At 72.0% G+C, this 21,761-nt stretch carries 20 protein-coding genes; 10 read left to right on the top strand and 10 right to left on the bottom strand.

All coding sequences use genetic code 11. The features are described 5' to 3' along the window. Nucleotides 1-244 precede the first annotated feature (244 nt). The 4 genes from tilS to folE all read left to right on the top strand — a co-directional run bounded on the left by tilS (nucleotide 245) and on the right by folE (nucleotide 4,983). Nucleotides 245-1,372 (top strand): tRNA lysidine(34) synthetase TilS, encoded by a 1,128-nt coding sequence (tilS, locus tag ACWCQK_RS04850; RefSeq protein WP_451151965.1) that lies wholly within the window; start codon nucleotides 245-247, stop codon nucleotides 1,370-1,372. A gap of 78 nt (nucleotides 1,373-1,450) precedes the next feature. Next, nucleotides 1,451-2,011: a hypoxanthine phosphoribosyltransferase gene (gene hpt / locus ACWCQK_RS04845; RefSeq protein ID WP_451152944.1), complete on the top strand. Its 561-nt coding sequence runs from the start codon at nucleotides 1,451-1,453 to the stop codon at nucleotides 2,009-2,011. A gap of 183 nt (nucleotides 2,012-2,194) precedes the next feature. Continuing rightward, complete coding sequence (gene ftsH / locus ACWCQK_RS04840) at nucleotides 2,195-4,234, top strand: ATP-dependent zinc metalloprotease FtsH (RefSeq protein ID WP_451151963.1); 2,040 nt, start codon at nucleotides 2,195-2,197, stop codon at nucleotides 4,232-4,234. Nucleotides 4,235-4,377: 143 nt separating this feature from the next. Then, on the top strand, nucleotides 4,378-4,983 hold the full coding sequence (gene folE, locus ACWCQK_RS04835) for a GTP cyclohydrolase I FolE (protein WP_451151961.1): 606 nt from the start codon (nucleotides 4,378-4,380) through the stop codon (nucleotides 4,981-4,983). 99 nt (nucleotides 4,984-5,082) lie between these two features. Here folE and ACWCQK_RS04830 read toward each other — a convergent pair whose 3' ends face one another. The 6 genes from ACWCQK_RS04830 to ACWCQK_RS04805 all read right to left on the bottom strand — a co-directional run bounded on the left by ACWCQK_RS04830 (nucleotide 5,083) and on the right by ACWCQK_RS04805 (nucleotide 10,258). Then, nucleotides 5,083-5,568, bottom strand: coding sequence for a DUF3180 domain-containing protein (locus ACWCQK_RS04830; RefSeq protein ID WP_451151959.1), 486 nt, complete (start codon nucleotides 5,566-5,568; stop codon nucleotides 5,083-5,085). Between the two features lie 83 nt (nucleotides 5,569-5,651). Then, a complete protein-coding gene (folK, locus tag ACWCQK_RS04825) occupies nucleotides 5,652-6,263 on the bottom strand; it encodes a 2-amino-4-hydroxy-6-hydroxymethyldihydropteridine diphosphokinase (RefSeq protein ID WP_451151957.1) in 612 nt (203 codons plus the stop codon). Next, a complete protein-coding gene (gene folB, locus ACWCQK_RS04820; protein ID WP_385775804.1) occupies nucleotides 6,260-6,619 on the bottom strand; it encodes a dihydroneopterin aldolase in 360 nt (119 codons plus the stop codon). Before folB ends, folK begins: the two co-directional genes overlap by 4 nt. 266 nt (nucleotides 6,620-6,885) lie before the next feature. After that, on the bottom strand, nucleotides 6,886-7,398 hold the full coding sequence (locus tag ACWCQK_RS04815) for a nuclear transport factor 2 family protein (RefSeq protein WP_451151955.1): 513 nt from the start codon (nucleotides 7,396-7,398) through the stop codon (nucleotides 6,886-6,888). Next, nucleotides 7,395-8,336 carry a dihydropteroate synthase gene (gene folP / locus ACWCQK_RS04810; RefSeq protein WP_451151953.1) on the bottom strand — a complete coding sequence of 314 codons (942 nt, stop codon included), beginning with the start codon at nucleotides 8,334-8,336 and terminating at the stop codon, nucleotides 7,395-7,397. The genes ACWCQK_RS04815 and folP overlap by 4 nt, the downstream gene beginning before the upstream one ends. A 110-nt stretch (nucleotides 8,337-8,446) precedes the next feature. Then, nucleotides 8,447-10,258, bottom strand: a complete 1,812-nt coding sequence (locus tag ACWCQK_RS04805; protein ID WP_451151951.1) for a phosphatidylglycerol lysyltransferase domain-containing protein — start codon at nucleotides 10,256-10,258, stop codon at nucleotides 8,447-8,449. Between the two features lie 238 nt (nucleotides 10,259-10,496). Here ACWCQK_RS04805 and ACWCQK_RS04800 point away from each other — a divergent pair, with 238 nt between their 5' ends. Then, nucleotides 10,497-11,624 carry an alpha/beta hydrolase gene (locus ACWCQK_RS04800; RefSeq protein WP_451151949.1) on the top strand — a complete coding sequence of 376 codons (1,128 nt, stop codon included), beginning with the start codon at nucleotides 10,497-10,499 and terminating at the stop codon, nucleotides 11,622-11,624. Between the two features lie 74 nt (nucleotides 11,625-11,698). Beyond that, nucleotides 11,699-13,531, top strand: a complete 1,833-nt coding sequence (locus tag ACWCQK_RS04795; protein ID WP_451151947.1) for a hypothetical protein — start codon at nucleotides 11,699-11,701, stop codon at nucleotides 13,529-13,531. 6 nt (nucleotides 13,532-13,537) lie between these two features. On the opposite strand, the gene ACWCQK_RS04790 is transcribed toward ACWCQK_RS04795, so the two are convergent. Together ACWCQK_RS04790 and ACWCQK_RS04785 are read right to left on the bottom strand one after the other, a co-directional pair. Next, nucleotides 13,538-14,872, bottom strand: coding sequence for a PH domain-containing protein (locus tag ACWCQK_RS04790; RefSeq protein ID WP_451151945.1), 1,335 nt, complete (start codon nucleotides 14,870-14,872; stop codon nucleotides 13,538-13,540). Then, a complete protein-coding gene (locus tag ACWCQK_RS04785; RefSeq protein WP_451151943.1) occupies nucleotides 14,869-15,375 on the bottom strand; it encodes a PH domain-containing protein in 507 nt (168 codons plus the stop codon). Before ACWCQK_RS04785 ends, ACWCQK_RS04790 begins: the two co-directional genes overlap by 4 nt. 31 nt (nucleotides 15,376-15,406) lie before the next feature. Between ACWCQK_RS04785 and ACWCQK_RS04780 the strand changes: the two genes are divergently transcribed. Continuing rightward, on the top strand, nucleotides 15,407-16,555 hold the full coding sequence (locus ACWCQK_RS04780) for an NADH-quinone oxidoreductase subunit D (RefSeq protein ID WP_451151941.1): 1,149 nt from the start codon (nucleotides 15,407-15,409) through the stop codon (nucleotides 16,553-16,555). Here ACWCQK_RS04780 and ACWCQK_RS04775 read toward each other — a convergent pair. Next, entirely contained in the window at nucleotides 16,520-17,590 is a 1,071-nt protein-coding gene (locus tag ACWCQK_RS04775) for an SAM-dependent methyltransferase (RefSeq protein WP_451151939.1), read from the bottom strand. The genes ACWCQK_RS04780 and ACWCQK_RS04775 overlap by 36 nt on opposite strands. A gap of 118 nt (nucleotides 17,591-17,708) precedes the next feature. Between ACWCQK_RS04775 and ACWCQK_RS04770 the strand changes: the two genes are divergently transcribed. From ACWCQK_RS04770 to ACWCQK_RS04760, 3 genes are all read left to right on the top strand, one after another. Further along, nucleotides 17,709-18,911: a sensor histidine kinase gene (locus ACWCQK_RS04770; protein WP_451151937.1), complete on the top strand. Its 1,203-nt coding sequence runs from the start codon at nucleotides 17,709-17,711 to the stop codon at nucleotides 18,909-18,911. Between the two features lie 117 nt (nucleotides 18,912-19,028). Continuing rightward, nucleotides 19,029-19,703, top strand: coding sequence for a response regulator (locus ACWCQK_RS04765; protein ID WP_451151935.1), 675 nt, complete (start codon nucleotides 19,029-19,031; stop codon nucleotides 19,701-19,703). A 241-nt stretch (nucleotides 19,704-19,944) separates the two neighbouring features. After that, nucleotides 19,945-20,577 (top strand): AAA family ATPase, encoded by a 633-nt coding sequence (locus ACWCQK_RS04760; RefSeq protein ID WP_451151933.1) that lies wholly within the window; start codon nucleotides 19,945-19,947, stop codon nucleotides 20,575-20,577. 62 nt (nucleotides 20,578-20,639) lie between these two features. Here the strand turns inward: ACWCQK_RS04760 and ACWCQK_RS04755 are convergent, their stop codons facing one another. Beyond that, on the bottom strand, nucleotides 20,640-21,746 hold the full coding sequence (locus tag ACWCQK_RS04755) for a DUF5937 family protein (protein WP_451151931.1): 1,107 nt from the start codon (nucleotides 21,744-21,746) through the stop codon (nucleotides 20,640-20,642). Nucleotides 21,747-21,761: the final 15 nt, after the last annotated feature.

The raw sequence follows: 21,761 nt of genomic DNA, 5'->3' as shown, positions 1-21,761 counted from the left end.
GTGAACCGTACTCGTGCGTCATGAACCGTGAACCGCACGCGCGCGTCGTGAACCGTACGCGTGAGTCGTGAAACGAATCCGGCCGACGGCAGGCGAACGCCCCTCCAATCACCCGTCCGAGGGACCGTGAGCCATGGGTAGGCGTGCAATGCTCGGGGAACGCCCCGGTTCTGTCACCATCTACACACTCTGAGTGACCGAACCTCGGGCTCACCCCCCGAAAACTTCATGAAGGGAACCGGACATGGGTCCCCATCCTGCGGTCGCGGCGATACGCCTGGCGGTCCGCCGCGTCCTCCACGACATCCTCATCGAAATCGAACACAACAGAATCAGCAGAACAGCCGGCACCCCCGGCGCGCCGGGCGTCCCCGGCTCCGTCGGCCAGCCCTGCGGCCCCCGGTACTCCGACCAGGTCCCGGCCCAGAGCACCGACCGCACGCCGCACGAGCGCCCGGCTCAGCCCCTCGTGCTCGTGGCGTGCTCCGGCGGCGCCGACTCCATGGCGCTCGCCTCCGCCCTCGCCTTCGAGGCCCCCAAACTCGGCATTCGCGCCGGCGGCGTCACCGTCGACCACGGACTGCAGTCCGGATCCGACCTGCGGGCCGACGAGGTCGTCGTGCGCCTGCGCGAACTCGGCCTCGATCCCGTCGAGTCGGTCGCCGTGACCGTCGGCCGCGAAGGCGGCCCGGAAGCCGCCGCACGCGATGCCCGCTACGCCGCCCTCGACGCCGCGGCCGAGCGCCACGGCGCCGCCGCGATCCTGCTCGGGCACACCCGCGACGACCAGGCCGAGACCGTCCTGCTGGGCCTCGCCCGCGGCTCCGGCATCCGCTCGCTGTCCGGCATGGCCGCGGTCTCGGGGGCCGACGGCCGCTACCGCCGCCCCTTCCTCCACGTCGACCGGCAGACCGCGCGCAAGGCCTGCATGGTCCAGTCGCTGCCCGTCTGGGACGACCCGCACAACGCCGACCCGGCCTACACCCGCTCCCGGCTGCGGCACGAAGGCCTGCCCGCACTGGAGAAGGCGCTCGGCAAAGGAGTCGTCGAGGCCCTCGCCCGTACGGCCCAGCTCTCCCGCGACGACGCGGACGCCCTCGACGCCTGGGCCAGCCAGGCGGAGGCCTCCGTACGCGACGCGACGGGCCTGCTGGAGTGCGCCAAGCTCTACGCGCTGCCGCCCGCCGTACGCCGCAGGATCCTGCGGCGCGCCGCCATCGAGGCGGGCGCCCCGGCCGGATCGCTGTTCGCCCGCCACATCGAGGAAGTCGACCGGCTGATCACCGGCTGGCGCGGTCAGGGGGCCATCAACCTCCCGGGCCGAGTCGTCGCCCAGCGGCAGGGTGGCAGACTGGTGATCCGGCAAGGCTGAATCTCCCTCCTCGGGGAGACGGCCGGTCTTCCCTCCGGGGAGGGGCCGGGCAGCCGGTGGGACGACCGACCGAAAGTGATGCGGGTGGACGCGAACGACATGGGTGCCGACCTCAAAGAGGTACTCATCACCAAGGAAGAGATCGACGCGAAGCTGGCCGAGCTGGCCGCGCGGATCGACGCGGAGTACGCGGGCAAGGACCTGCTGATCGTCGGTGTCCTCAAGGGCGCGGTGATGGTCATGGCCGACCTCGCCCGGTCGCTGTCCACCCCCCTCACCATGGACTGGATGGCGGTGTCCTCGTACGGCGCGGGCACGCAGTCCTCCGGCGTCGTGCGGATCCTCAAGGACCTCGACACCGACATCAAGGGCAAGCACGTCCTGATCGTCGAGGACATCATCGACTCCGGCCTGACCCTGTCCTGGCTGATCTCCAACCTCGGTTCCCGGGAGCCCGCCACCCTGCGGGTGTGCACGCTGCTGCGCAAGCCGGACGCCGCGAAGGTCGCCATCGACGTGGAGTGGGTCGGTTTCGACATCCCCAACGAGTTCGTCGTGGGCTACGGCCTCGACTACGCCGAGAAGTACCGCAATCTCCCGTTCGTGGGTACTCTCGCGCCGCACGTCTACGGCGGCTGACCCGGACGGGCCAAGACCTGTAGGACGATCGGGAACCCCAGCGGCCCCCGCGCCGTTGGAGCATGCAGACGGATCGCCAGCCGTCCCGTGCGGCTTCGGTCCACAATGCTGGGGTACCGTCAGAAGAACTGTCTTATCAAACTCACTATGGCAGGAGGGACGGGGCGACACCGCTCCGTATGGATGGACGTGAAGCGATACTTCCGTGGGCCGGTCATGTGGATCGTGCTGGCCGTCCTTGCCGTGGTCGTGTTGATGCAGGTCGTCGGCTCGTCCGGCGGCTACAAGACGGTGGACACCGGCCAGGTCGTTCAGGCGATCAACGACAACAAGGTCGAGTCGGCCAAGATCACCACCGGTGACGAGCAGACCATCAAGGTCACGCTCAAGAACGGCGTGAAGGTCGACGACAGCTCGAAGATCCAGGCGAGCTACATCGGCGACCAGGGCGTGACCATCGCCAACACGCTGCAGACCAAGTTCCAGGACAAGCAGATCCCCGACGGTTACACCGTCGCCCCGACCAAGCAGAACGCTTTCGTCGGCATCCTGCTCTCCCTGCTCCCCTTCGTTCTCATCGTCGTCGTGTTCCTGTTCCTGATGAATCAGATGCAGGGCGGCGGCTCCCGGGTCATGAACTTCGGCAAGTCCAAGGCGAAGCTCATCACCAAGGACACCCCGAAGACGACGTTCTCGGACGTCGCGGGTTCGGACGAGGCCGTCGAGGAGCTCCAGGAGATCAAGGAGTTCCTCCAGGAACCGGCGAAGTTCCAGGCGGTCGGCGCCAAGATCCCGAAGGGCGTACTCCTGTACGGCCCTCCCGGTACCGGCAAGACCCTGCTCGCGCGCGCCGTGGCGGGCGAGGCGGGCGTGCCCTTCTACTCGATCTCCGGTTCCGACTTCGTCGAGATGTTCGTCGGTGTCGGTGCCTCCCGGGTGCGTGACCTGTTCGAGCAGGCCAAGGCGAACGCCCCGGCGATCGTCTTCGTCGACGAGATCGACGCGGTCGGCCGCCACCGCGGTGCCGGCCTCGGCGGTGGTCACGACGAGCGCGAGCAGACCCTGAACCAGCTGCTCGTCGAGATGGACGGCTTCGACGTGAAGGGTGGCGTCATCCTGATCGCCGCCACGAACCGCCCGGACATCCTCGACCCGGCTCTGCTGCGTCCCGGCCGCTTCGACCGCCAGATCGCGGTCGACCGCCCCGACATGCTGGGCCGTCTGGAGATCCTCAAGGTCCACCAGAAGGGCAAGCCTGTCGCGCCCGACGTCGACCTGTCCGCCGTCGCCCGCCGCACCCCCGGCTTCACGGGTGCCGATCTCTCCAACGTGCTGAACGAGGCCGCGCTGCTCACGGCCCGCAGTGACCGGAAGCTGATCGACAACGTGATGCTGGACGAGGCGATCGACCGTGTGGTCGCGGGCCCGCAGAAGCGGACCCGGATCATGTCGGACAAGGAGAAGAAGATCACCGCGTACCACGAGGGCGGTCACGCCCTGGTCGCGGCGGCTTCGCCGAACTCCGACCCGGTCCACAAGATCACGATCCTGTCCCGGGGCCGTGCCCTCGGCTACACGATGGTGCTCCCGGACGAGGACAAGTACTCGACCACGCGCAACGAGATGCTCGACCAGCTGGCCTACATGCTGGGCGGCCGCGCTGCCGAGGAACTGGTCTTCCACGACCCGACCACGGGTGCCGCGAACGACATCGAGAAGGCCACGGCCACCGCTCGCGCGATGGTCACGCAGTACGGCATGACCGAGCGGCTCGGCGCGATCAAGTTCGGCGGCGACAACACCGAGCCCTTCCTCGGACGTGAGATGGGTCACCAGCGCGACTACTCGGAAGAGGTCGCCGCGCTGGTGGACGAGGAAGTCAAGAAGCTCATCGAGAACGCGCACAACGAGGCCTGGGAGATCCTGGTCGAGAACCGCGACGTGCTCGACAACCTGGTGCTCCAGCTGCTGGAGCGGGAGACGCTCGGCAAGGAGGAGATCGCCGAGATCTTCGCCACGATCGTCAAGCGGCCGCCGCGGCCCGCCTGGACGGGCTCCTCCCGTCGTACGCCGTCCACCCGTCCGCCGGTGCTCTCCCCCAAGGAGCTGGCACTGACGAACGGCGCGAACGGCGCCACGCCGGCCATCAGCACCGCGAAGTCGACGGCGGCGGAGCCCGCCCCGGCGACGGAGCCGGTCACGGAGGACCGCCCGGAGAGCTGACGCTCTCGGCCCGGTGACCTCTCACCCGGCCCGGAATGGATGCCGCGGCCCCCAGGTTTTAGCCTGGGGGCCGCGGCATTTCGCTTGCCCGCAGCTGAGATGCGTGAGCCGCACGCACGACAGGCACAGGAACGAGGCTTCAGATGACCGACCCCGTGACGCTGGACGGCGATGGCTCCATCGGCGAGTTCGATGAGAAGCGCGCCGAGAACGCCGTACGCGAGCTCCTGATCGCGGTCGGTGAGGACCCGGACCGGGAGGGTCTGAGGGAGACGCCGGCGCGGGTGGCGCGGGCGTACAAGGAGATCTTCGCGGGGTTGTGGCAGCACCCCGAGGACGTGCTGACGACGACGTTCGATCTGGGCCACGACGAGATGGTGCTGGTGAAGGACATCGAGGTGTACTCGACCTGTGAGCACCACCTGGTGCCGTTCCGGGGCGTCGCGCACGTCGGCTACATCCCGGCCACCTCCGGCAAGATCACCGGCCTGTCCAAGCTGGCCCGGCTCGTCGACGTCTACGCGCGCCGTCCGCAGGTGCAGGAACGGCTCACCACCCAGATCGCGGACTCCCTGATGTCGATACTGGAGCCGCGTGGCGTGATCGTCGTCGTGGAGTGCGAGCACATGTGCATGTCGATGCGCGGTATCCGCAAGCCCGGCGCCAAGACCCTCACCTCGGCGGTGCGCGGTCAGCTGCGGGACGCCGCGACGCGGAACGAGGCCATGAGCCTCATCATGGCGCGCTGACGCCCGGAGGCGTCAGGCCGCCACACACCGCGGCGGGACCGCCTTCAAGCCGCTGTCAGGCCGCTCTCAGGCCGCCTTCGAGCCGCCTTCGAGCCGCTTTCAGGCTGTGGTGGCCGCGCCGTTGTCGTGCTCGTCGTCGTCCGGGAGCCGGCAGACGCGCTCCAGGAAGAGGGCCGCCGCTATGACGGCGATGCCCGCAAGGACCGAGAAACCGGCGTAGATGGCCTGGTCGCGGCGGGCGGGGATGTCGAGGGACTCCAGGAGGAAGACGCCGGCGCCGCCGTACATGCCCGCGACCAGGGCGGCCACCAGGGCGCTGGCCTGGCCGAAGACCACCGCCCGGGCCGCCATGAGCGGGTCGACTCCCTTGGCGTCGGGGCGGCGCTCGCGCTGGGCCTTGAGGCGGGCGCGGATCGAGAGGGCCGTGGCGAGCAGGATCACGGCGATCACGGCGAGGACGATGGGGGCGGCCAGGGGGACGCTGGGGAGGGTCCCCAACGCGTTCCACAGGCGGGCCCCCGCCCACGAGAGCACTCCGGCGACGACGAACACGCCTGCCAGCACCCTGATACGAAGCTCTCTCACGGCGTTCCTTCAGCTCCCCCGGAGTACGGTCGTGGACGGCCTGCCGTGGCGGGCCGTCCCTGTGGTCGTCCTGACCTTAACGACTACTCGGGCAGCCGGAGTTCCAGGTCCTTGCGCGGTGCGACTCCGTCCCTGGTGACGAGGTCGAGGAGGTCGGCGACCGGGCCGTGGCCGGGCAACTGGGCCTCGGGGTCGACGTCGTGCCAGGGGGCGAGGACGAAGGCGCGTTCGTGGGCGCGCGGGTGGGGGAGGGTGAGCCGCGGGTCGTCGGAGACCACGCTCGCGTACGCGACGATGTCGACGTCGAGGGTGCGCGGGCCCCACCGCTCGTCCCGTACGCGGTTGAAGGCCTCCTCGATCGCGTGGGCGCGTTCCAGGAGCGAGGACGGGGGGAGTGTCGTCTTCAGCACGACGACCGCGTTGAAGTACGACGGCTGGCTGCCGGGCTCGACGCCCCACGGCTCCGTCTCGTACACGGGCGAGACGCCCTTGACGCGCAGGCCGGGGGTGTCCTCCAAGGCGTCGATGGCGCCCTGGAGGGTCTCCAGCCGGTTGCCCAGGTTCGAGCCGAGGGAGATCACGGCCCGTTGCGGGTTGTGGAGGGTGGTGTCGGCGGCGTCGACCTTCTCGACGACGGAGGCGGGTACCGGCTGTACGGTCGGGTCGCTGTGACCCTCGGTGAGGAAAGCGGTCATACTCGGCTCCGGGTGATGGTGACGGTCACATCGTCGAAGGGGACGGTGATCGGTGCGTCCGGCTTGTGGACGCAGACCTCGACCTCCTCGACCCCTTCGTGCTTCAGGCAGGTCTGGGCGATGCGCTCGGCGAGCGTCTCGATGAGGTTGACGGGCTCGCCCTGGACGACGGCCACGACCTCCTCCGCCACGATGCCGTAGTGCGCGGTCTTCGCCAGGTCGTCGTCGGCCGCGGCCGGGCGGGTGTCCAGCCCGAGGACGAGGTCCACGATGAAGGTCTGGCCCTCCTCGCGCTCCTTGGGGAACACCCCGTGGTGCCCGCGGGCCTTGAGGCCGCGCAGCGCGACACGATCCACGCGAATCACTCCTGCAATCGTCGGTGGTAGCCGGGTCGTACCGCGTGCGGGCGGTACACCGGCCTCGGACGAATCTACCTGCGAGCACTGACAGTGCCGGGCCGCACCGGCGGCGACCCGGCCGGGTCCCGAAGGTTTCACCGGGCGTTTCCCCCGGGAAACCCGTCGACTCACGGCCCGGTAGCCGCCCCTACCCACGGTCCGTGATTCCAACCACTTCTTGGTCCCGGCGGGCCTGCCGGGACACCCAGGAGGGTGCGCCGGACTCAGGAGGGTGTGCCGGGGGTGTCCTCCTCCTCTTCCTCGTCGGTCTCGGCGAGGACCGGCGAGGCGTGGTGCGACCAGAGTTTCCAGCCGGTGGACGTACGGCGGAACACGTTCGTGGCGACGACCAGCTGGCCGACGAGCGGGCCCAGCTCCTCGCTGCCCTCGGGGGCCGGTCCGCCGCTGAGGATGTTCTCGGTGCAGTTCACCAGGGCGGTGTCGCCGGTCACGGAGACGTGCACGTCGGTGAGGATGAACTGGATGTACTCGGTGTTCGCCATGATCAGCGCGTACGACCTGAGGACCTCGCCGCGGCCGGTGAGCACCGGCCAGCCGGGGTGCACGCAGGAGATCACGCCGGCGTCCGCCGGGTCGTGGTACTCCTCGTCCACGCCCAGGTCGGCGGGGGTGAGCCAGAGTGAGGTCAGCTCCTCGAAGTCGCCGCGTTCCAGCGCCTCGTAGAAGGCGGTGTTGGCGGCCTCGACCTGCTCGACGTCGGTGTGGGGGGCGCTCACCGGGCTCCCTCGGCGGTGTCGGCGCCCGGCGCGTGCTTCGCCGTACGCGCCCCTTCCGCGACACGCGCTTCGTCCGCGACGCGCGCTCCCTCCACGGCGCGCGCGACGCGCACCGCGTCCGCCGTCGCGCGCACCTCGTGCACGCGCACCGCCCAGGCGCCGGCCTGGGCGGCGAGCGCGGAGACGGCGGCCGTGGCCGCGTCGCGTTCGCGCGCGGGCGGCGGCGCGCCCTCCGGTCCCGCCAGTACGTGCCCGAGGAACCGTTTGCGGGAGGCGGCGACCAGCAGGGGGTGGCCGAGCGCGTGCAGCCGGTCGAGGTGGGAGAGCAGGGTCAGGTCGTGCCCGGCCTCCTTGGAGAAGCCGAGGCCGGGGTCGACGACGACGCGGTCGGGGGCGACGCCGCCCGCCAGAACGGCGTCCACGCGCGCGCGGAGTTCGTCGACGACCTCGGTGACGACGTCGTCGTACGTGCCGCGGACGGTGTGGCCCTGGAGGAAGCCACGCCAGTGCATGACGACGAAGGGGGCGCCCGCCTCGGCCACGACGCCGATCATCGCGGGGTCGGCGAGGCCGCCGCTGACGTCGTTGACCAGGGCGGCGCCGACCGCGAGGGACTGCGCGGCGACGGAGGCGCGCATGGTGTCGACGGAGACGACGACGCCTTCGGAGGCGAGCGCGCGGACCACGGGGACGACCCGCCTGAGCTCCTCCGCCTCGTCGACGCGGGTGGCGCCGGGGCGGGTGGACTCTCCGCCGACGTCGACCAGGTCCGCGCCCTCGGCGACCAGACCGAGCCCGTGTTTGACGGCGGCCGTGGTGTCGAACCAGCGGCCGCCGTCGGAGAAGGAATCGGGGGTCACGTTCACGACTCCCATGACCGCGCAGCGATCCCACTCCGGAAGGCCCGCCACGTGCCCGCGTCCGTTCTGCTTGCTCATACGTTCAGCGTAGGCCTACGAAGAGGCCGTCGGACCGGGCAGGTCCGCGGCCCGGGCGGAGGCCCTGGGCCGGCCCGGGCGGGGGGCCGCCCGGGGGCCGGCTCGCGCGCTCAGGCCGCGCGGACACCTCTCTCGGCGAGCCCGTGCGCGCACGGACGGGGCGTGGCCGCGCGACGGCGCAGGAAGCGCGGCAGCGGGAGGGCCAGGTTCACGAAACCCTCGGCCTGCATCGCGGCGAAGCCGATGCGGGGCAGGTCGGCCGAGGCGCGGTAGACGACGAAGCGCGGTTCCCAGCGGGGCTGGAACTTGGCGTTGAACTTGTACAGGGACTCGATCTGGAACCAGCGGGAGAGGAACACCAGCAGTCCGCGCCAGACGCGCAGCACCGGGCCCGCGCCGATCTTCTCGCCGCGGGCCAGCGCCGAGCGGAACATCGCGAAGTTGAGTGACACGCGCGCGATGCCGAGCTTCGGTGCCGCCTGGAGCGCGGCGACGATGAGGAGTTCGTTCATGCCCGGGTCGGCCGCGCGGTCGCGCCGCATGAGGTCCAGCGACACGCCGTCCCTGCCCCAGGGCACGAAGTGCAGGACGGCCTTCAGATCGCCGTGCGGCCCCGGTTCGGCCTCGGCCTTGTGGGCGGTGGCGATGAGGCAGTCGCCGTCGGAGGCGTCGCCGATGCGGCCGAGCGCCATGGAGAAGCCGCGCTCGGTGTCGGTGCCACGCCAGTCCTCGGCGGCCAGCCGCAGCCGCTCCAGCTCGGCCTGCCCGAGGTCACGTACGCGCCGGACCCGGGTCTCGTAGCCGGCGCGCTCGATGCGTTTGACCATCTGGCGCACGTTGCGCATCGCGCGGCCGGCGAGGGAGAAATCCGCGACGTCCACCACCGCCTCGTCACCGAGTTCGAGGGCGTCGAGGCCGGTCTCACGGGTCCACACCTCGCCGCCCGTCTCCGAGCAGCCCATGACGGCCGGGGTCCAGGAGTGGGCCTTGGCCTCGTCCATGAACCGTTCGATGGCGCCGGGCCAGGCCTCGACGTCCCCGATGGGGTCGCCGCTGGCGAGCATCACGCCGGAGACGACGCGGTAGGTCACCGCGGCCTTGCCGCTGGGCGAGAAGACGACGGCCTTGTCGCGGCGCAGCGCGAAGTGGCCGAGCGAGTCGCGGCCGCCGTGCTTGGCCAGCAGGGCGCGCAGCCGGCTCTCGTCCTCCTCGGTGAGGTGGGCGGCCGGGTGTTCGGGGCGGAAGGCGAAGTAGACCGTGGTGACGGCGGTGAGCAGGCCGAGGGCGCCGAGCGAGAAGGCGACCGTCCAGGTGGTGCTGCCCTGGTAGTCGACCGGTCCCTCGAAGCCGAAGAGGCCGTACAGGACGTGCGCCAGGCGATCGGCCAGGCTCGGGTCGCCGATCAGACGGTTCGGGTGGACGCTGACGATGACCAGTCCGAGGGCCAGGGAACCGGCGCCCATGAGGACGAAGTTGGCGAGCGCGCGCCACCGGCTGCGCGGATCGGGCAGGGCGTCGAACTGGTCGCGATGGCGCAGCAGCGGCGCGAGCAGCGCGAGCGAGATCAGCGCGCCGACCAGGGAGTGCCGGTAGGTGAACTGCGAGACCGCGCCCGCCGGCAGCAGGGCCACCGCGGCCCGCCAGGCCCGGCGCTTGCCGCGCTTGAGGCCGTGGGCGAGCAGCAGCAACAGCATGCCGCTGCTGAGCGAGAGCGCGGCCGCGAAGGGCCCGAACGAGCCGGGCAGCACCTCGGCCATGGTGTGCATACGGCTGTGCCGGAACCGCGGGAAGACCCCCGAGGCGATGTCCATGATCCCCACCAGGGCACACGCTCTGCCGATGATGACGGGTACGGACTCCGGGCGCGGTCCTCGCAGGACCCGGCGCACCCGGCTTGATCGGTTCGGAACCCCGCCCGACATTTCCCCATCTTCCCTGACAGACATCGCATCCCCGTGGTTCTGCGAGAGACCTTGAATCCGGTGCCGATCTTTCGGGCATCCGGCGACATTGCGCCCTCTAGGACGGTGTCTTGGGGGGAGAGGTTCATTCTCCCCGACAAAGCTGCCTCAAAGGCGAAGGAAAGTCCGGGACAAGACCTCGCGAAAGATCGCGGGGAAGTGCGGGAGACCGTGCGGAAAGCGCAGGCAGGAAACCCTGATGGGGCTCACGAGCGACAAGATGCTGGTGCTGGCGATCGTGTGCGCCGTACTGCTGTTCGTCGGCACGGTCCTGCTGTGGCCGCGGCTGGCCCGGCGCGGCTGGCGGGCCGTCACCGGGAGGGTGGTCCTGCTGCTCGCCACCCAATTGACGTTGTTCGTCTGTGTGGCGCTCGCGGCCAACCAGGCCTTCGGGTTCTACGCGAGCTGGGCGGACCTGTTCGGGCGGGAGACGGAGCAGGGGGTGGTCGTCGACCACACGGCCGGCGGAGGTTCCGGCGGCCCGCTGGAGGTGGTCGACACCCGGCGGGTGACGTCGGGGAGCGGTTCCCGGCCGGAGGTCGGCGGGCAGATCCAGAAGGTCTCCGTGGTCGGCCGTACGACCCGCATCTCCACGCCCGCCTATGTGTACCTGCCGCCGGAGTACTTCCAGGCCGCGTACCGCTCGCGCACGTTCCCGGCGGCGGTCGTCCTCACCGGATATCCGGGCACGGCCGAGGCGCTGGTGGACAAGCTGGACTATCCGCGCACGGCCAGGGAGCTCGCCGAGGACGGCCGTATGCAGCCGATGATCCTGGTGATGCTGCGGCCGACGGTGGCGCCGCCGCGGGACACGGAGTGCGTGGACGTGCCGGGCGGTCCGAGGACCGAGTCGTTCTTCGCCGAGGACCTGCCCGACGCCGTACTCGCCCACTATCGGGTGGGCAGGAAGCCGGGCAGTTGGGGCATCATCGGCGATTCCACCGGCGGTTACTGTGCATTGAAGCTCGCTCTGCACCATCCCGGCGTGTACGCGGCGGGGGCGGGTCTGTCGCCGTACTACAAGGCGCCGATCGACCCGACCACCGGTGACCTCTTCCACGGCGACGAGCAACTCCGTCACCGGGCCGACCTCATGTGGTACCTCAAGCACAGCCCCGCGCCCGACACCTCACTGCTCGTCACCAGCAGCAAGGTGGGCGAGGCCAATTACACATCGACGCTGAGGTTCATCGAGCGGGTGAAGGCCACGAACCGGACGCGGATCTCGTCGATCATCCTCGAAAGCGGCGGGCACAACTTCAACACCTGGCGGCGGGAGATCCCGCCGACGCTTCAGTGGATCAGCGGGCGGCTGAGCGAACACTGAAAAGGCCTCGTTATGGTTGCGATTTTTACGGGCCGGGGCACCACTGTTCGCCTACGCGCGGTAAGTTTCTGGCCATGCCACGTGGACGTCACCGCCATTCCCCGCCCTTGCACAGGCTGTTGCCGCCTTCGGTGATCGCCGGCGTCTCCGTTGTCTGTGCGCTCGCCCCCTGGGTGTTCACACAGGCGACGGCGCTCCGCGCGCTGGCCGCGGCGGCCGCCCTGACGGCCGTCCTGGGCGCGGTCGTCATGCGCCGCTGGGACAGCCAGGCGGGCAAGCAGGTCGCCGACCTCACGCGCGCGCGGGTGAGCGACGACTGGCGGCACGAGGAACGGGTCGCCGAACTGGAGACCGACCTCGAGGAGTCCCGCGAGCTGCGCGTCAAACTGGAGCAGCGGCTGCGGGCCAAGCGCGCGGAGCTGGCGGGGCTGCGCAACGAGCACGCGGCGCTGCTGCGGCGGTACGCCACGGCGGAGACCGAGCGCGCGACCGCCCTCGAGGGCCGTCGGCTGCTCGAGATAGAGGCCACGGTCCCGGCCCGTGCCCTGCCGCCCGCGCCGGTGCCGCCCACCGGGGAGGAGACCGGGGCTGTGGCTGCCCCGGCCGGGACGGAGACCGAGGCCGACACCTGGGCCGAGGACGCGGAGTACGACGAGGACGCGGAGTACGACGAGGACGCGGAGTACGGCGAGGACGCCGGGGATCCTGAGGACGAGGACGCCGAGGACACGGCGACGGCGGAGGGTGTGGACAGGGCCGAGGACACCGAGACCTCCGCCGGGGGGCCGTCGGCGGCCTCGACCGTCTTCTCGCCCGAGGGCTCCAAGCTGTTCCTGCGCGCGAAGGCGGCGCTGACCCGGTTCGACGGCGAGGCCGTCACGGACCCGGCGTCCGAGCCGTCCAGGTCGTCGGAGCCGTCCGAGCCGACCCGTTCCGCCGGTCGGGTCGCCGACGGTGGCGCCACCAAGGCGGAGGCCGCGCAGGAGGACGAGGCGCAGGGGAAGCCCGAGGCGGTCGACGGGCACCAGCGCGCGGCCGCCGAACCCCTGGCCCACACGGAGGACCAGCCCACCGCCCGGAACGCCGCCACCGGCGCGGCGACCCCGGCGGACGCCGCCGCCCGCGTGCGCACGGTCACCTCGACGCGCACCGCCGCCCAGGAGGCGACGGCGCCCACCCGGGCGCGTGCCGCCGACGTGGCGGAGACGCCCGCCCCGGCGGACGCCGCCACCCGCGTGCGCGCGGCCGCCCCGGCGCCGACCGCCACGCGCGCGGAGACGGCCGCCCCGGCGCGGAACGAGACCCCGGTACGGAACGACGCTTCGGCGCGGACCGCGGCTTCGGCCGACACGGTCGCCCCCGCGCGGACCGCGCCCCGGGCGGAGCCGGCCGCCTCGACGGTGGTCGCCGTCCAGGCGAAGCCCCTCGCCCAGGCCGCCATGGCGGCCCCTGCGGCCACCGGCACCGCCTCGGAGGCGGTCGCCCAGGCTCGGGCCGCCACCCTGCCGGAGACCACCGCCGTCGCCGCGACCCCGGCCCCCGGCGAGACCGCCGCCCCGGTGCGGTCCGGTGCCCCCGTGCAGCGGCCCTCGGGACACTTCACCGTGCCGACCGCGGTGGCCGTCGTACCGGCGGCCACGCCCGTGCGGCGGCCGACGGCGGAAGGCGGGTTCGACTTCTTCGGTATGGCGAAGTCGGCGGAGTCCGCCGCCCTGGAGGCCGTGCAGAACGAGGACCTCGCCGACGTCGTCGGTCAGGAGGCTCTCGCCCTGCACAAGGCGGAGGCGGAGGCGGAGTTCAAGCCGGTGGACCCGCAGGCGCGCGGTGTCGGCCAGGTCATCGACCTGACGGCGCACGACGAGACGGAGCAGATCGACCTTCAGGGGCTGCGCAGCGCGGCGTCCTGACGCCGCTCAGGTCATCCACCGGTCCGGCCGAGCGTCACGACGTCCCGTACGCGAGCGCTCGGCCTGCCCGCGCAGCAGCTCCGCGGCCTCGTCCGCGTCCCGCAGCCGGGCTGTCACCGACTTGTTCGCGCCGGTGTCCACGTGCACGTCGGCGACCCGCCACAGCCGCTGCCAGGGCCCCTGCGTCAGCCGTACGCTCTGCACCTTGGCGTGCGGCACCAGTGCCAGGTTCCGCCGCAGCAGCCCGCGCCGGGTGGCGAACACCGCGTCGGTGACGACGAGCCCGTGCCCGCGCCACCACACCGGCAGGCACCGGCCCGCCCGGCGCGGCGGCCGGGACAGCGCGGTGGCCGCCGGCACGGTCACTCCGGGCAGCACGCGCGCGACGACCACCTCGGCGAGCTCCCGCGGCGCGACCGGCACCAGCACGGAGTTGGACGAGCCGGCCACGTCCAGCTCCACCCGCACCCAGTCGCGCCGCCGCCACAGCAGCGGCTGCACGAGCCGTACGGTCTGCACGCGTCCCGGCGGCACCGTCTCGTGGCTGCGGTCCAGCAGCCCGTGGTCGATCCGCAGCCCGTCCGGCGAGTCGCCCAGCGTCCAGTCGTACTCGCCGACGAACCGCCCCATGCTGCTGGCACCGGCCGCGCCGAGCAGCGGTACACCGGTCGCGAGGACCGTCCACACGCTGTGGGTGGCCAGCCACAGCACCGGCGGCACGACGAGCGCGGCGGCCAGCGAGCCCCAGGTCGCGCCGGTCAGCAGCAGGGAGACGGCGAGGTCGCCCGCGGGCACGCGCAGCAGTTGCCGGGACGGTGCCTCGCCGACCTCGTGGGCCGTCTCGGGCGCGAAGCCGGCCGCCCGGGCGAGCAGTTCGGCCCGCAGCGCCCGCGCGTCGTCCTCGCCCAGGAAGGCGAGTTCGTCCTTCTTGTCCGTGCCGACGACGTCGATCCTGAGCTTGGCGACACCCGCCACGCGCGCGAGGAGCGGCCGGGTGACGTCGACGGCCTGGATGCGTTCCAGCCGGATGTGCGCGGTGCGCCGGAACAACAGACCGGTGCGTATGCGCAGTTCGGAGTCGGTCACCGAGAAGTGGGTGAACCACCAGGTGAGGAAGCCGTAGAGGGCGGCGGCCGGGACGAACACGGCGAGGGCGAGCAGCAGGGTCGTGGTGGTCAGCCGGGTCAGTTGTTCCTGGGCCTGGTTGGGGTCGTGCACCGCCCATCCGACGATCACCGCGACGGGAGCCCAGGCCCGTCTGAACGGTGTGACGGGGTGCAGCCGCCGCTCGGTGACGGGCCGGTCCTCGCGTACGTCCCGGTCGACGTCCGGCGCGGTCACAGCCCCGCCGATCGGGCCTCGCCGAGCTCGGTGAGCCGGTCGCGCAGCCGTTCCGCCTCGGCCGGGTCGAGGCCGGGGATGGTCGCGTCGGTGGCGGCGGCCGCCGTGTGCAGCTGCACGCTGGCCAGCCCGAAGTGCCGCTCGACGGGCCCGGAGGTGACCTCGACCAGCTGCATCCGCCCGTACGGGACGACGGTCTCCTCGCGCCACAGCACGCCTTTGCTGATGAGCAGGTCGTCGGCGCGCTCGGCGTAGCGCCAGGAGCGCCAGTTGCGGCCGAGCATCACCCAGCCCCAGACGGTCAGCGCCGCCGGCAGCAGCGCGAAGGCGGCCCAGGCGGGGCCCGCGAGCAGGCCGAGCAGCAGTCCGGTGGCGAGGGTCGCCAGTCCCAGCCACACCACCAGCAGCAGCCGTCGCATCCGCAGCAGGCCGGGCGGCAGCCCCGTCCACTCCGGCCCGCTCCCGGTCGTCGCTCCGGTGTTTTCCCGGCTCCCCGTTTCCATGAGGCCAGCGTACGTAGGGGAGACTGTGTCCATGACTCCTACGGAGACCACGGTCGGGATCGGCGGTGCCGCGGAGAGCACCGACATGGTGCTGAACATCGGACCCCAGCATCCCTCCACGCACGGTGTGCTGCGGCTGCGGCTCGTACTGGACGGCGAGCGCATCGTCAGCGCCGAGCCGGTGATCGGCTACATGCACCGTGGCGCCGAGAAGCTCTTCGAGGCGCGCGACTACCGCCAGATCATCATGCTCGCCAACCGCCACGACTGGCTGTCGGCCTTCTCGAACGAGCTCGGCGTGGTCCTCGCGGTGGAGCGCATGCTCGGCATGGAGGTCCCGCGGCGCGCGGTGTGGACACGCACACTCCTCGCCGAGCTGAACCGGGTGCTGAACCACCTGATGTTCCTGGGGTCGTATCCGCTGGAACTGGGCGGCATCACCCCGGTCTTCTACGCGTTCCGGGAGCGCGAGGTCCTCCAGAACGTCATGGAGGAGGTCTCCGGCGGGCGCATGCACTACATGTTCAACCGCGTCGGGGGCCTCAAGGAGGACCTGCCGGCCGGCTGGGCCGCACGCGCGCGTGGGGCCGTCTCCGCGGTGCGCTCGCGCATGGGCGTCTTCGACGACCTGGTGCTCGGCAACGAGATCTTCCGGGGGCGTACCCGGGGCGTGGGCGCCCTCGCGCCGGAGGCCGTGCACGCGTACGGCGTGAGCGGGCCGATCGCGCGCGCCTCGGGCGTCGACTTCGACCTGCGCCGGGACGAGCCCTACCTCGCCTACGGGGAGCTCCAGGACACCCTGAGGGTGGTCACCCGGCGCGAGGGCGACTGCCTGGCCCGCTTCGAGTGCCTCCTGGAGCAGACGCACAACGCGCTGGAGCTCGCCGACGCCTGCCTCGACCGGCTCGCCGAGCTGCCGCCGGGGCCGGTCAACCAGCGGCTGCCGAAGGTTTTGAAGGCGCCCGAGGGACACACGTACGCGTGGACCGAGAACCCGCTCGGCATCAACGGCTACTACCTGGTCAGCAAGGGCGAGAAGACCCCGTACCGGCTGAAGCTGCGCTCCGCCTCGTACAACAACATCCAGGCGCTGACCGAGCTGCTGCCGGGCACGCTGGTGGCGGACATGGTGGCGATCCTCGGGTCACTGTTCTTCGTCGTCGGGGACATCGACAAGTAGGTCGCCGGCCGGGCCGAGCGGGTCCGCGACGCCCACCGGCTGGAGCAGCCAGCCGAAGTCGCCGAGCCCGCCGGACGCCGTCAGCTCGGCGGCCTCCCCGGCGCTGGCGAGGGCGCGCACGTACGCCGCGGGGTCGGAGGAGGCGAGCGCGAGCGGAGGGCGGGCGCCGGTCAGGCCCAGAGCGCTCAGCGCCTCGCGCTGCGGCAGCCGGCGTGCGCCGGGCCGTGCGCAGGCGTCCAGCGCGACATGCGCCGTCAGATCGCAGGACCCGTCCGGTACGGGCGCCGTCCCGCGCCCCTCCCGGAAGCCGGTGAGCGTCCCGAACGGAGGGCGTGCGCCCGCGGTGTGCGCGTAGTCCACGGCCACCGCGAGACCCCGCTCGACGTGGGCGACGGCGGACGCCCACGCGATGTCCCGGGGGAGCCCGATCTCCGCGCGCAGCCCTTCCTCCCGCGGCAGCGGCCACCACCGCGCGAGCCAGCGCGCCGCGGCGCCCCCGACCGGCTCGCCGAGCCGCTCGGTGCCGTCCCGCCGGACCAGGACCAGCCGCGGTACGCCCGCCGGGTCCACCTCGACGACGTCCACGGGTACGTTGTCCAGCCACTCGTTGGCGAACAGCAGCCCGGTGACGTGCCGCGGCGGCTCGGGCAGCCACGCGATCCGCGGGTCGAGGCCCCGCGGGCGGTCCGCGACCTCGACGGCGGACACCCGCGTGCGGACGGCCACCTCGGCGGGCAGCGCGCCGAGCACCCCGCGGGCCAGTTCGCCCCGTCCGGCGGCCATGTCGACGAAGTCGAGCGCGGCGGGCCTGCCCAGGGCCACGTCGACCCGGCACAGCAGCCGGGCCACCGCGCCGGCGAACAGCGGCGAGGCGTGCACCGACGTACGGAAGTGTCCGGCGGGGCCCTCCGGCCGCCGGTAGAAGCCGTCCGGCCCGTACAGGGCGGCCTCGGTCGCCGCCCGCCAGCCACGCCACTCGCCGTCCGTGCCGGCGGCGTCCGCCCCGCCCGTGACGCCTGTCGTTTCCGCCTCCATCCGGTCAGACTAGGCGCCCTGGTGATCAGGGCCTCCACCTTGCGGAGTACATGCGCCCGGTACGGATCGGTCCTCCGGTTGACCCCTGCACGCATCTTGCTTCCCTACGCTGGGTTACGTGCAGCGCCTCTACGACTTCCTCCGCAGACACCCGACCTGGGTCGACGGCTTCTGGGCCGCCGTCCTGTTCGGGATCTCGATGGCGAGCGAGGTCACCCGCCAGGAGTCCGCGGGCACCGACTCGCAGGCCGTGATCATCCCGGTGACGCTCCTGCTGAGCCTGGTGGTCGCGCTGCGCCGGCGTATGCCGGAGAAGATGCTGCTGCTGACCGCCGGGCTCGGGGTGGCGCAACTGGTGCTCGACGTCGAGACGGCGCCCGCCGACTTCGCCATGCTGGTGATCGTCTACACGGTCGCCGCGACCGGCGCGCGCTGGGCGTCCTGGCTCGCGCTGGCCATGAGCCTGGTCGCGGCCTCCCTGGCGCAGCTGCGCTGGCCGAACCAGGAGACGAGCACCGCGGGGAACGTCGCGATGGTGGTCTTCCAGACCGTGCCGTTCGCGCTCGCCTGGGTGCTCGGCGACTCGATCCGCACCCGCCGCGCCTACTTCGCGCAGTTGGAGGAGCGCGCCGCGCGCCTGGAGACGGAGCGCGAGGCGCAGGCGAAGGTCGCGGTCGCCGCCGAGCGCGCCCGGATCGCGCGCGAGCTGCACGACGTGGTCGCGCACAACGTGTCCGTGATGGTGGTGCAGGCCGACGGCGCCGCCTACGTCCTCGACGCGGCGCCCGACCAGGCGAAGAAGGCCCTGGAGACGATCTCCTCCACCGGCCGCCAGGCCCTCGCCGAGATGCGCCGCCTGCTGGGCGTACTGCGCACCGGTGAGCACAAGGAGGTCGGGGAGTACGTGCCGCAGCCCGACGTGCAGCAGATCGAGGACCTCGTGGAGCAGTGCCGGACCTCGGGCCTGCCCGTCGATTTCAAGGTCGAGGGCACCCCGCGCCCGCTGCCCAGCGGCGTCGAGCTCACGGCGTACCGCATCGTGCAGGAGGCGCTCACCAACACCCGCAAGCATGGCGGCCCGAAAGCGGGCGCGAGCGTGCGCCTGGTCTACTTCGACGACGGCCTCGGCCTGCTCGTCGAGGACGACGGCAAGGGCGCTCCGCACGAGCTGTACGAGGAGGGCGGTGCGGACGGCCGGGGCCACGGTCTGATCGGTATGCGCGAGCGCGTGGGCATGGTCGGCGGAACGCTCGACGCGGGCCCGCGTCCGGGCGGAGGATTCCGTATCAGTGCCCTGCTCCCGCTCAAACCGGCGCATTGACGCGCAGGCACGCCCCTCGTTGACACCTGTCACGCACACTCGTCACCGACACAAGTCACGGACACTAGTCACGCCCCACGCCCCGCGCCCCACGCCCCACGAAACGGAAGAGGCCTCATGACGATCCGCGTGATGCTCGTCGACGACCAGGTGCTGCTGCGCACCGGGTTCCGGATGGTGCTCGCCGCCCAGCCGGACATGGAGGTCGTCGCGGAGGCGGGCGACGGCGTCGAGGCCCTCCAGGTGCTGCGCGCCACCGCTGTCGACGTCGTCCTGATGGACGTCCGCATGCCGAAGCTCGACGGTGTGGAGACCACCCGCCGGATCTGCTCGGAACCCGAGCCGCCGAAGGTGCTGATCCTGACCACCTTCGACCTGGACGAGTACGCGTTCTCGGGGCTGAAGGCGGGCGCGTCCGGGTTCATGCTCAAGGACGTGCCGCCCGCCGAGCTGCTCACCGCGATCCGCTCGGTGCACAGCGGCGACGCCGTGGTCGCGCCCTCCACCACACGGCGCCTCCTCGACCGCTTCGCCCCGATGCTGCCCGCCACCGGCAAGGAGCCCCAGTACAAGGAGCTGGAGCGGCTCACCGACCGGGAGCGCGAGGTGATGGTGCTGGTCGCGCAGGGGCTGTCCAACGGCGAGATCGCGGCCCGGCTGGTGCTGTCCGAGGCGACGGTCAAGACGCACGTGGGCCGCATCCTGACGAAGCTGGGGCTGCGGGACCGGGTGCAGGTGGTGGTCCTGGCGTACGAGACGGGGCTGGTGCGGGCCGGCGGCGGACGGGGCTGAGCCGGGCGGACGGCGGGAGCGGAGGCCTGGAGCGGGCTTCTGGGCGGGCCTCGCTTGTGGGGGAGGCTTCTGAGCCGGCCTCGCTTGTGGGGCGGGCCTCTGGAGCCGGCCGCGGAGAGTGGATCACAGGGCGTGGGCTGCGGGGCGTGGATGGTGGCACGTGCGCCACGGGGGTGCGGACCGGGCGCGGATCACGGGGAATCGTGACCCGGGCGCGACCGGCGGCCACTAGGGTCTGCGCATGCTCCTGTGGATCAACGGCCCCTTCGGGGGCGGCAAGACACAGACCGCACACGAGATCCGGCGCCGGCTGCCCGGCAGCGTGATCTGCGACCCCGAGCACGCCGGTTTCGGCCTGCGCCGGATGCTGCCGCCCGAACTGCGCGGCGACTTCCAGGACCTGGTCTCCTGGCGGCGGGGTGTCGTCGAGATCCTCGACCGGGCCCTCACCGAGCAGGACGGCGTGGTGATCGTCCCGATGACGGTCACCGACTCCGGCTACTTCGCCGAGACCGTGGGCCGGCTCCGCGAACTCGGCCACGACGTGCGCCACTTCACGCTGCTCGCCCAGCGCGAGACCGTACTGCGACGGCTGCGGGAGCGCGGGATCGGGCGCCTGCTCTCCCACGTCACCCGGAAGAGCGCGGCGCCGCGCGGGGAGAGCTGGGCCGTGCGGCGGCTCGACCACTGCCTGGTGCGGCTGAGCGAACCGGAGTTCGCCGAGCACCTGTGGACCGATCACTCGACCGTGCCGAAGACGGCGGACCGCATAGCCGTGCTGGCCGGACTGACGCTGCGGCCCAACACCGAGGGCGCGCTGCGGACCCGGCTGCGGCAGGCACGGGTGGGGATCGGGCACATCCGGTTCGACTGACCGTCCGGCCGCCGGGACGTCCGCCCGCCGGGACGGTCCGGGGGTGTCCCCGGCCGCCGCGGTTACCTGAGGATCCCCTCCAGGAAGTCGCTGCCCAGCCGTGCCACCACGGAGACGTCCAGCTGGTGCAGGACGTACCGGCCGCGCCGGCGGGTGGTGACCAGGCCGGCCTTCTTGAGCACCCCGAGGTGGCGGGATATCTCGGGCGCGGTCATCCCGTGCACCTGGGCCAGCTCGCTGGTGGTGTACCCGCTGCGGGCCAGATGACGGCACAGGCGCATCCGGACGGGGTGGGACAGGGCGGTCATCCGCAGGGCGAGCTGGTCGACCGACGGGGGCGAGGCCGGTTCGGGCGACCCGACCGGGTAGTGCAGCAGCGGCTGCCAGCCGAAGCGGAACAGTACGTTCAGATGCGGGAGGCCGAGGCTGGTCGGTACCAGGAGGAGGCCGCCGCCCGCCGTGGCGGTGCGGCCCTGGATCAGCTTGTCCACGACGATCCGACCGGCCGTCTCGTCCACCGTCACGACGGGGGAGACCGCGGTCAGCGCCTCGGCCGGCCCCTTGTGCCGCAGCAGCTCCGTCTTGTGCCGGGCGTCCGCCGTCAGCTGGTGGCGCAGCCGGGACCAGGTCTCCTCGAAGAACGCCTTGTCGCAGTCCTCCAGGAAGCGCCGCAGCCAGGCCCGGACACCGGGCGGGTCGTCGAGCAGCCGCCGGGCGAACCGCACCTGCTGCGGGCCGCGGGAGGCGGCGGCCTCCAGCGCCCGGCTGCGGACGGCGGGGTCGGACAGGATGTCCGGCGCCCTGGTGTCATAGGTCAGCGGACAGGTGAACTCCAGGGCCGCGTCAACGAACTGCTCGTCCGTCAGCTTGTCCAGGAGGTCCAGGTCCTCGGCGAGGGTGGCGCCCGGGAGCGTGCCGCCGCCCGGGATGCCCGCGCACGGCAGGAACACGTCCGAGAACGTCGTACGCCACAGGAAGTCGGCCTCGCACATCCGGTCGGCCAGGTGCGAGTCGAGCCGGCTGGTCACGCTCGTCACCCAGCCCTGGAGTGCCGGGTGGTGACCGGGCTCGGCCAGTGCGTGCAGCGCCATGCCGAGCTCGGCCAGGGGAGAGGGCACGACGGCGACCCTCTCCGGCCGCAGCCCCGCGATGTCGATGCTCACGCTCATGCCTCCATGGTGCAC

The sequence above is a fragment of the Streptomyces sp. NPDC002306 genome, from assembly GCF_053593435.1.
This window is presented reverse-complemented; position numbering and strand designations above follow the sequence as displayed.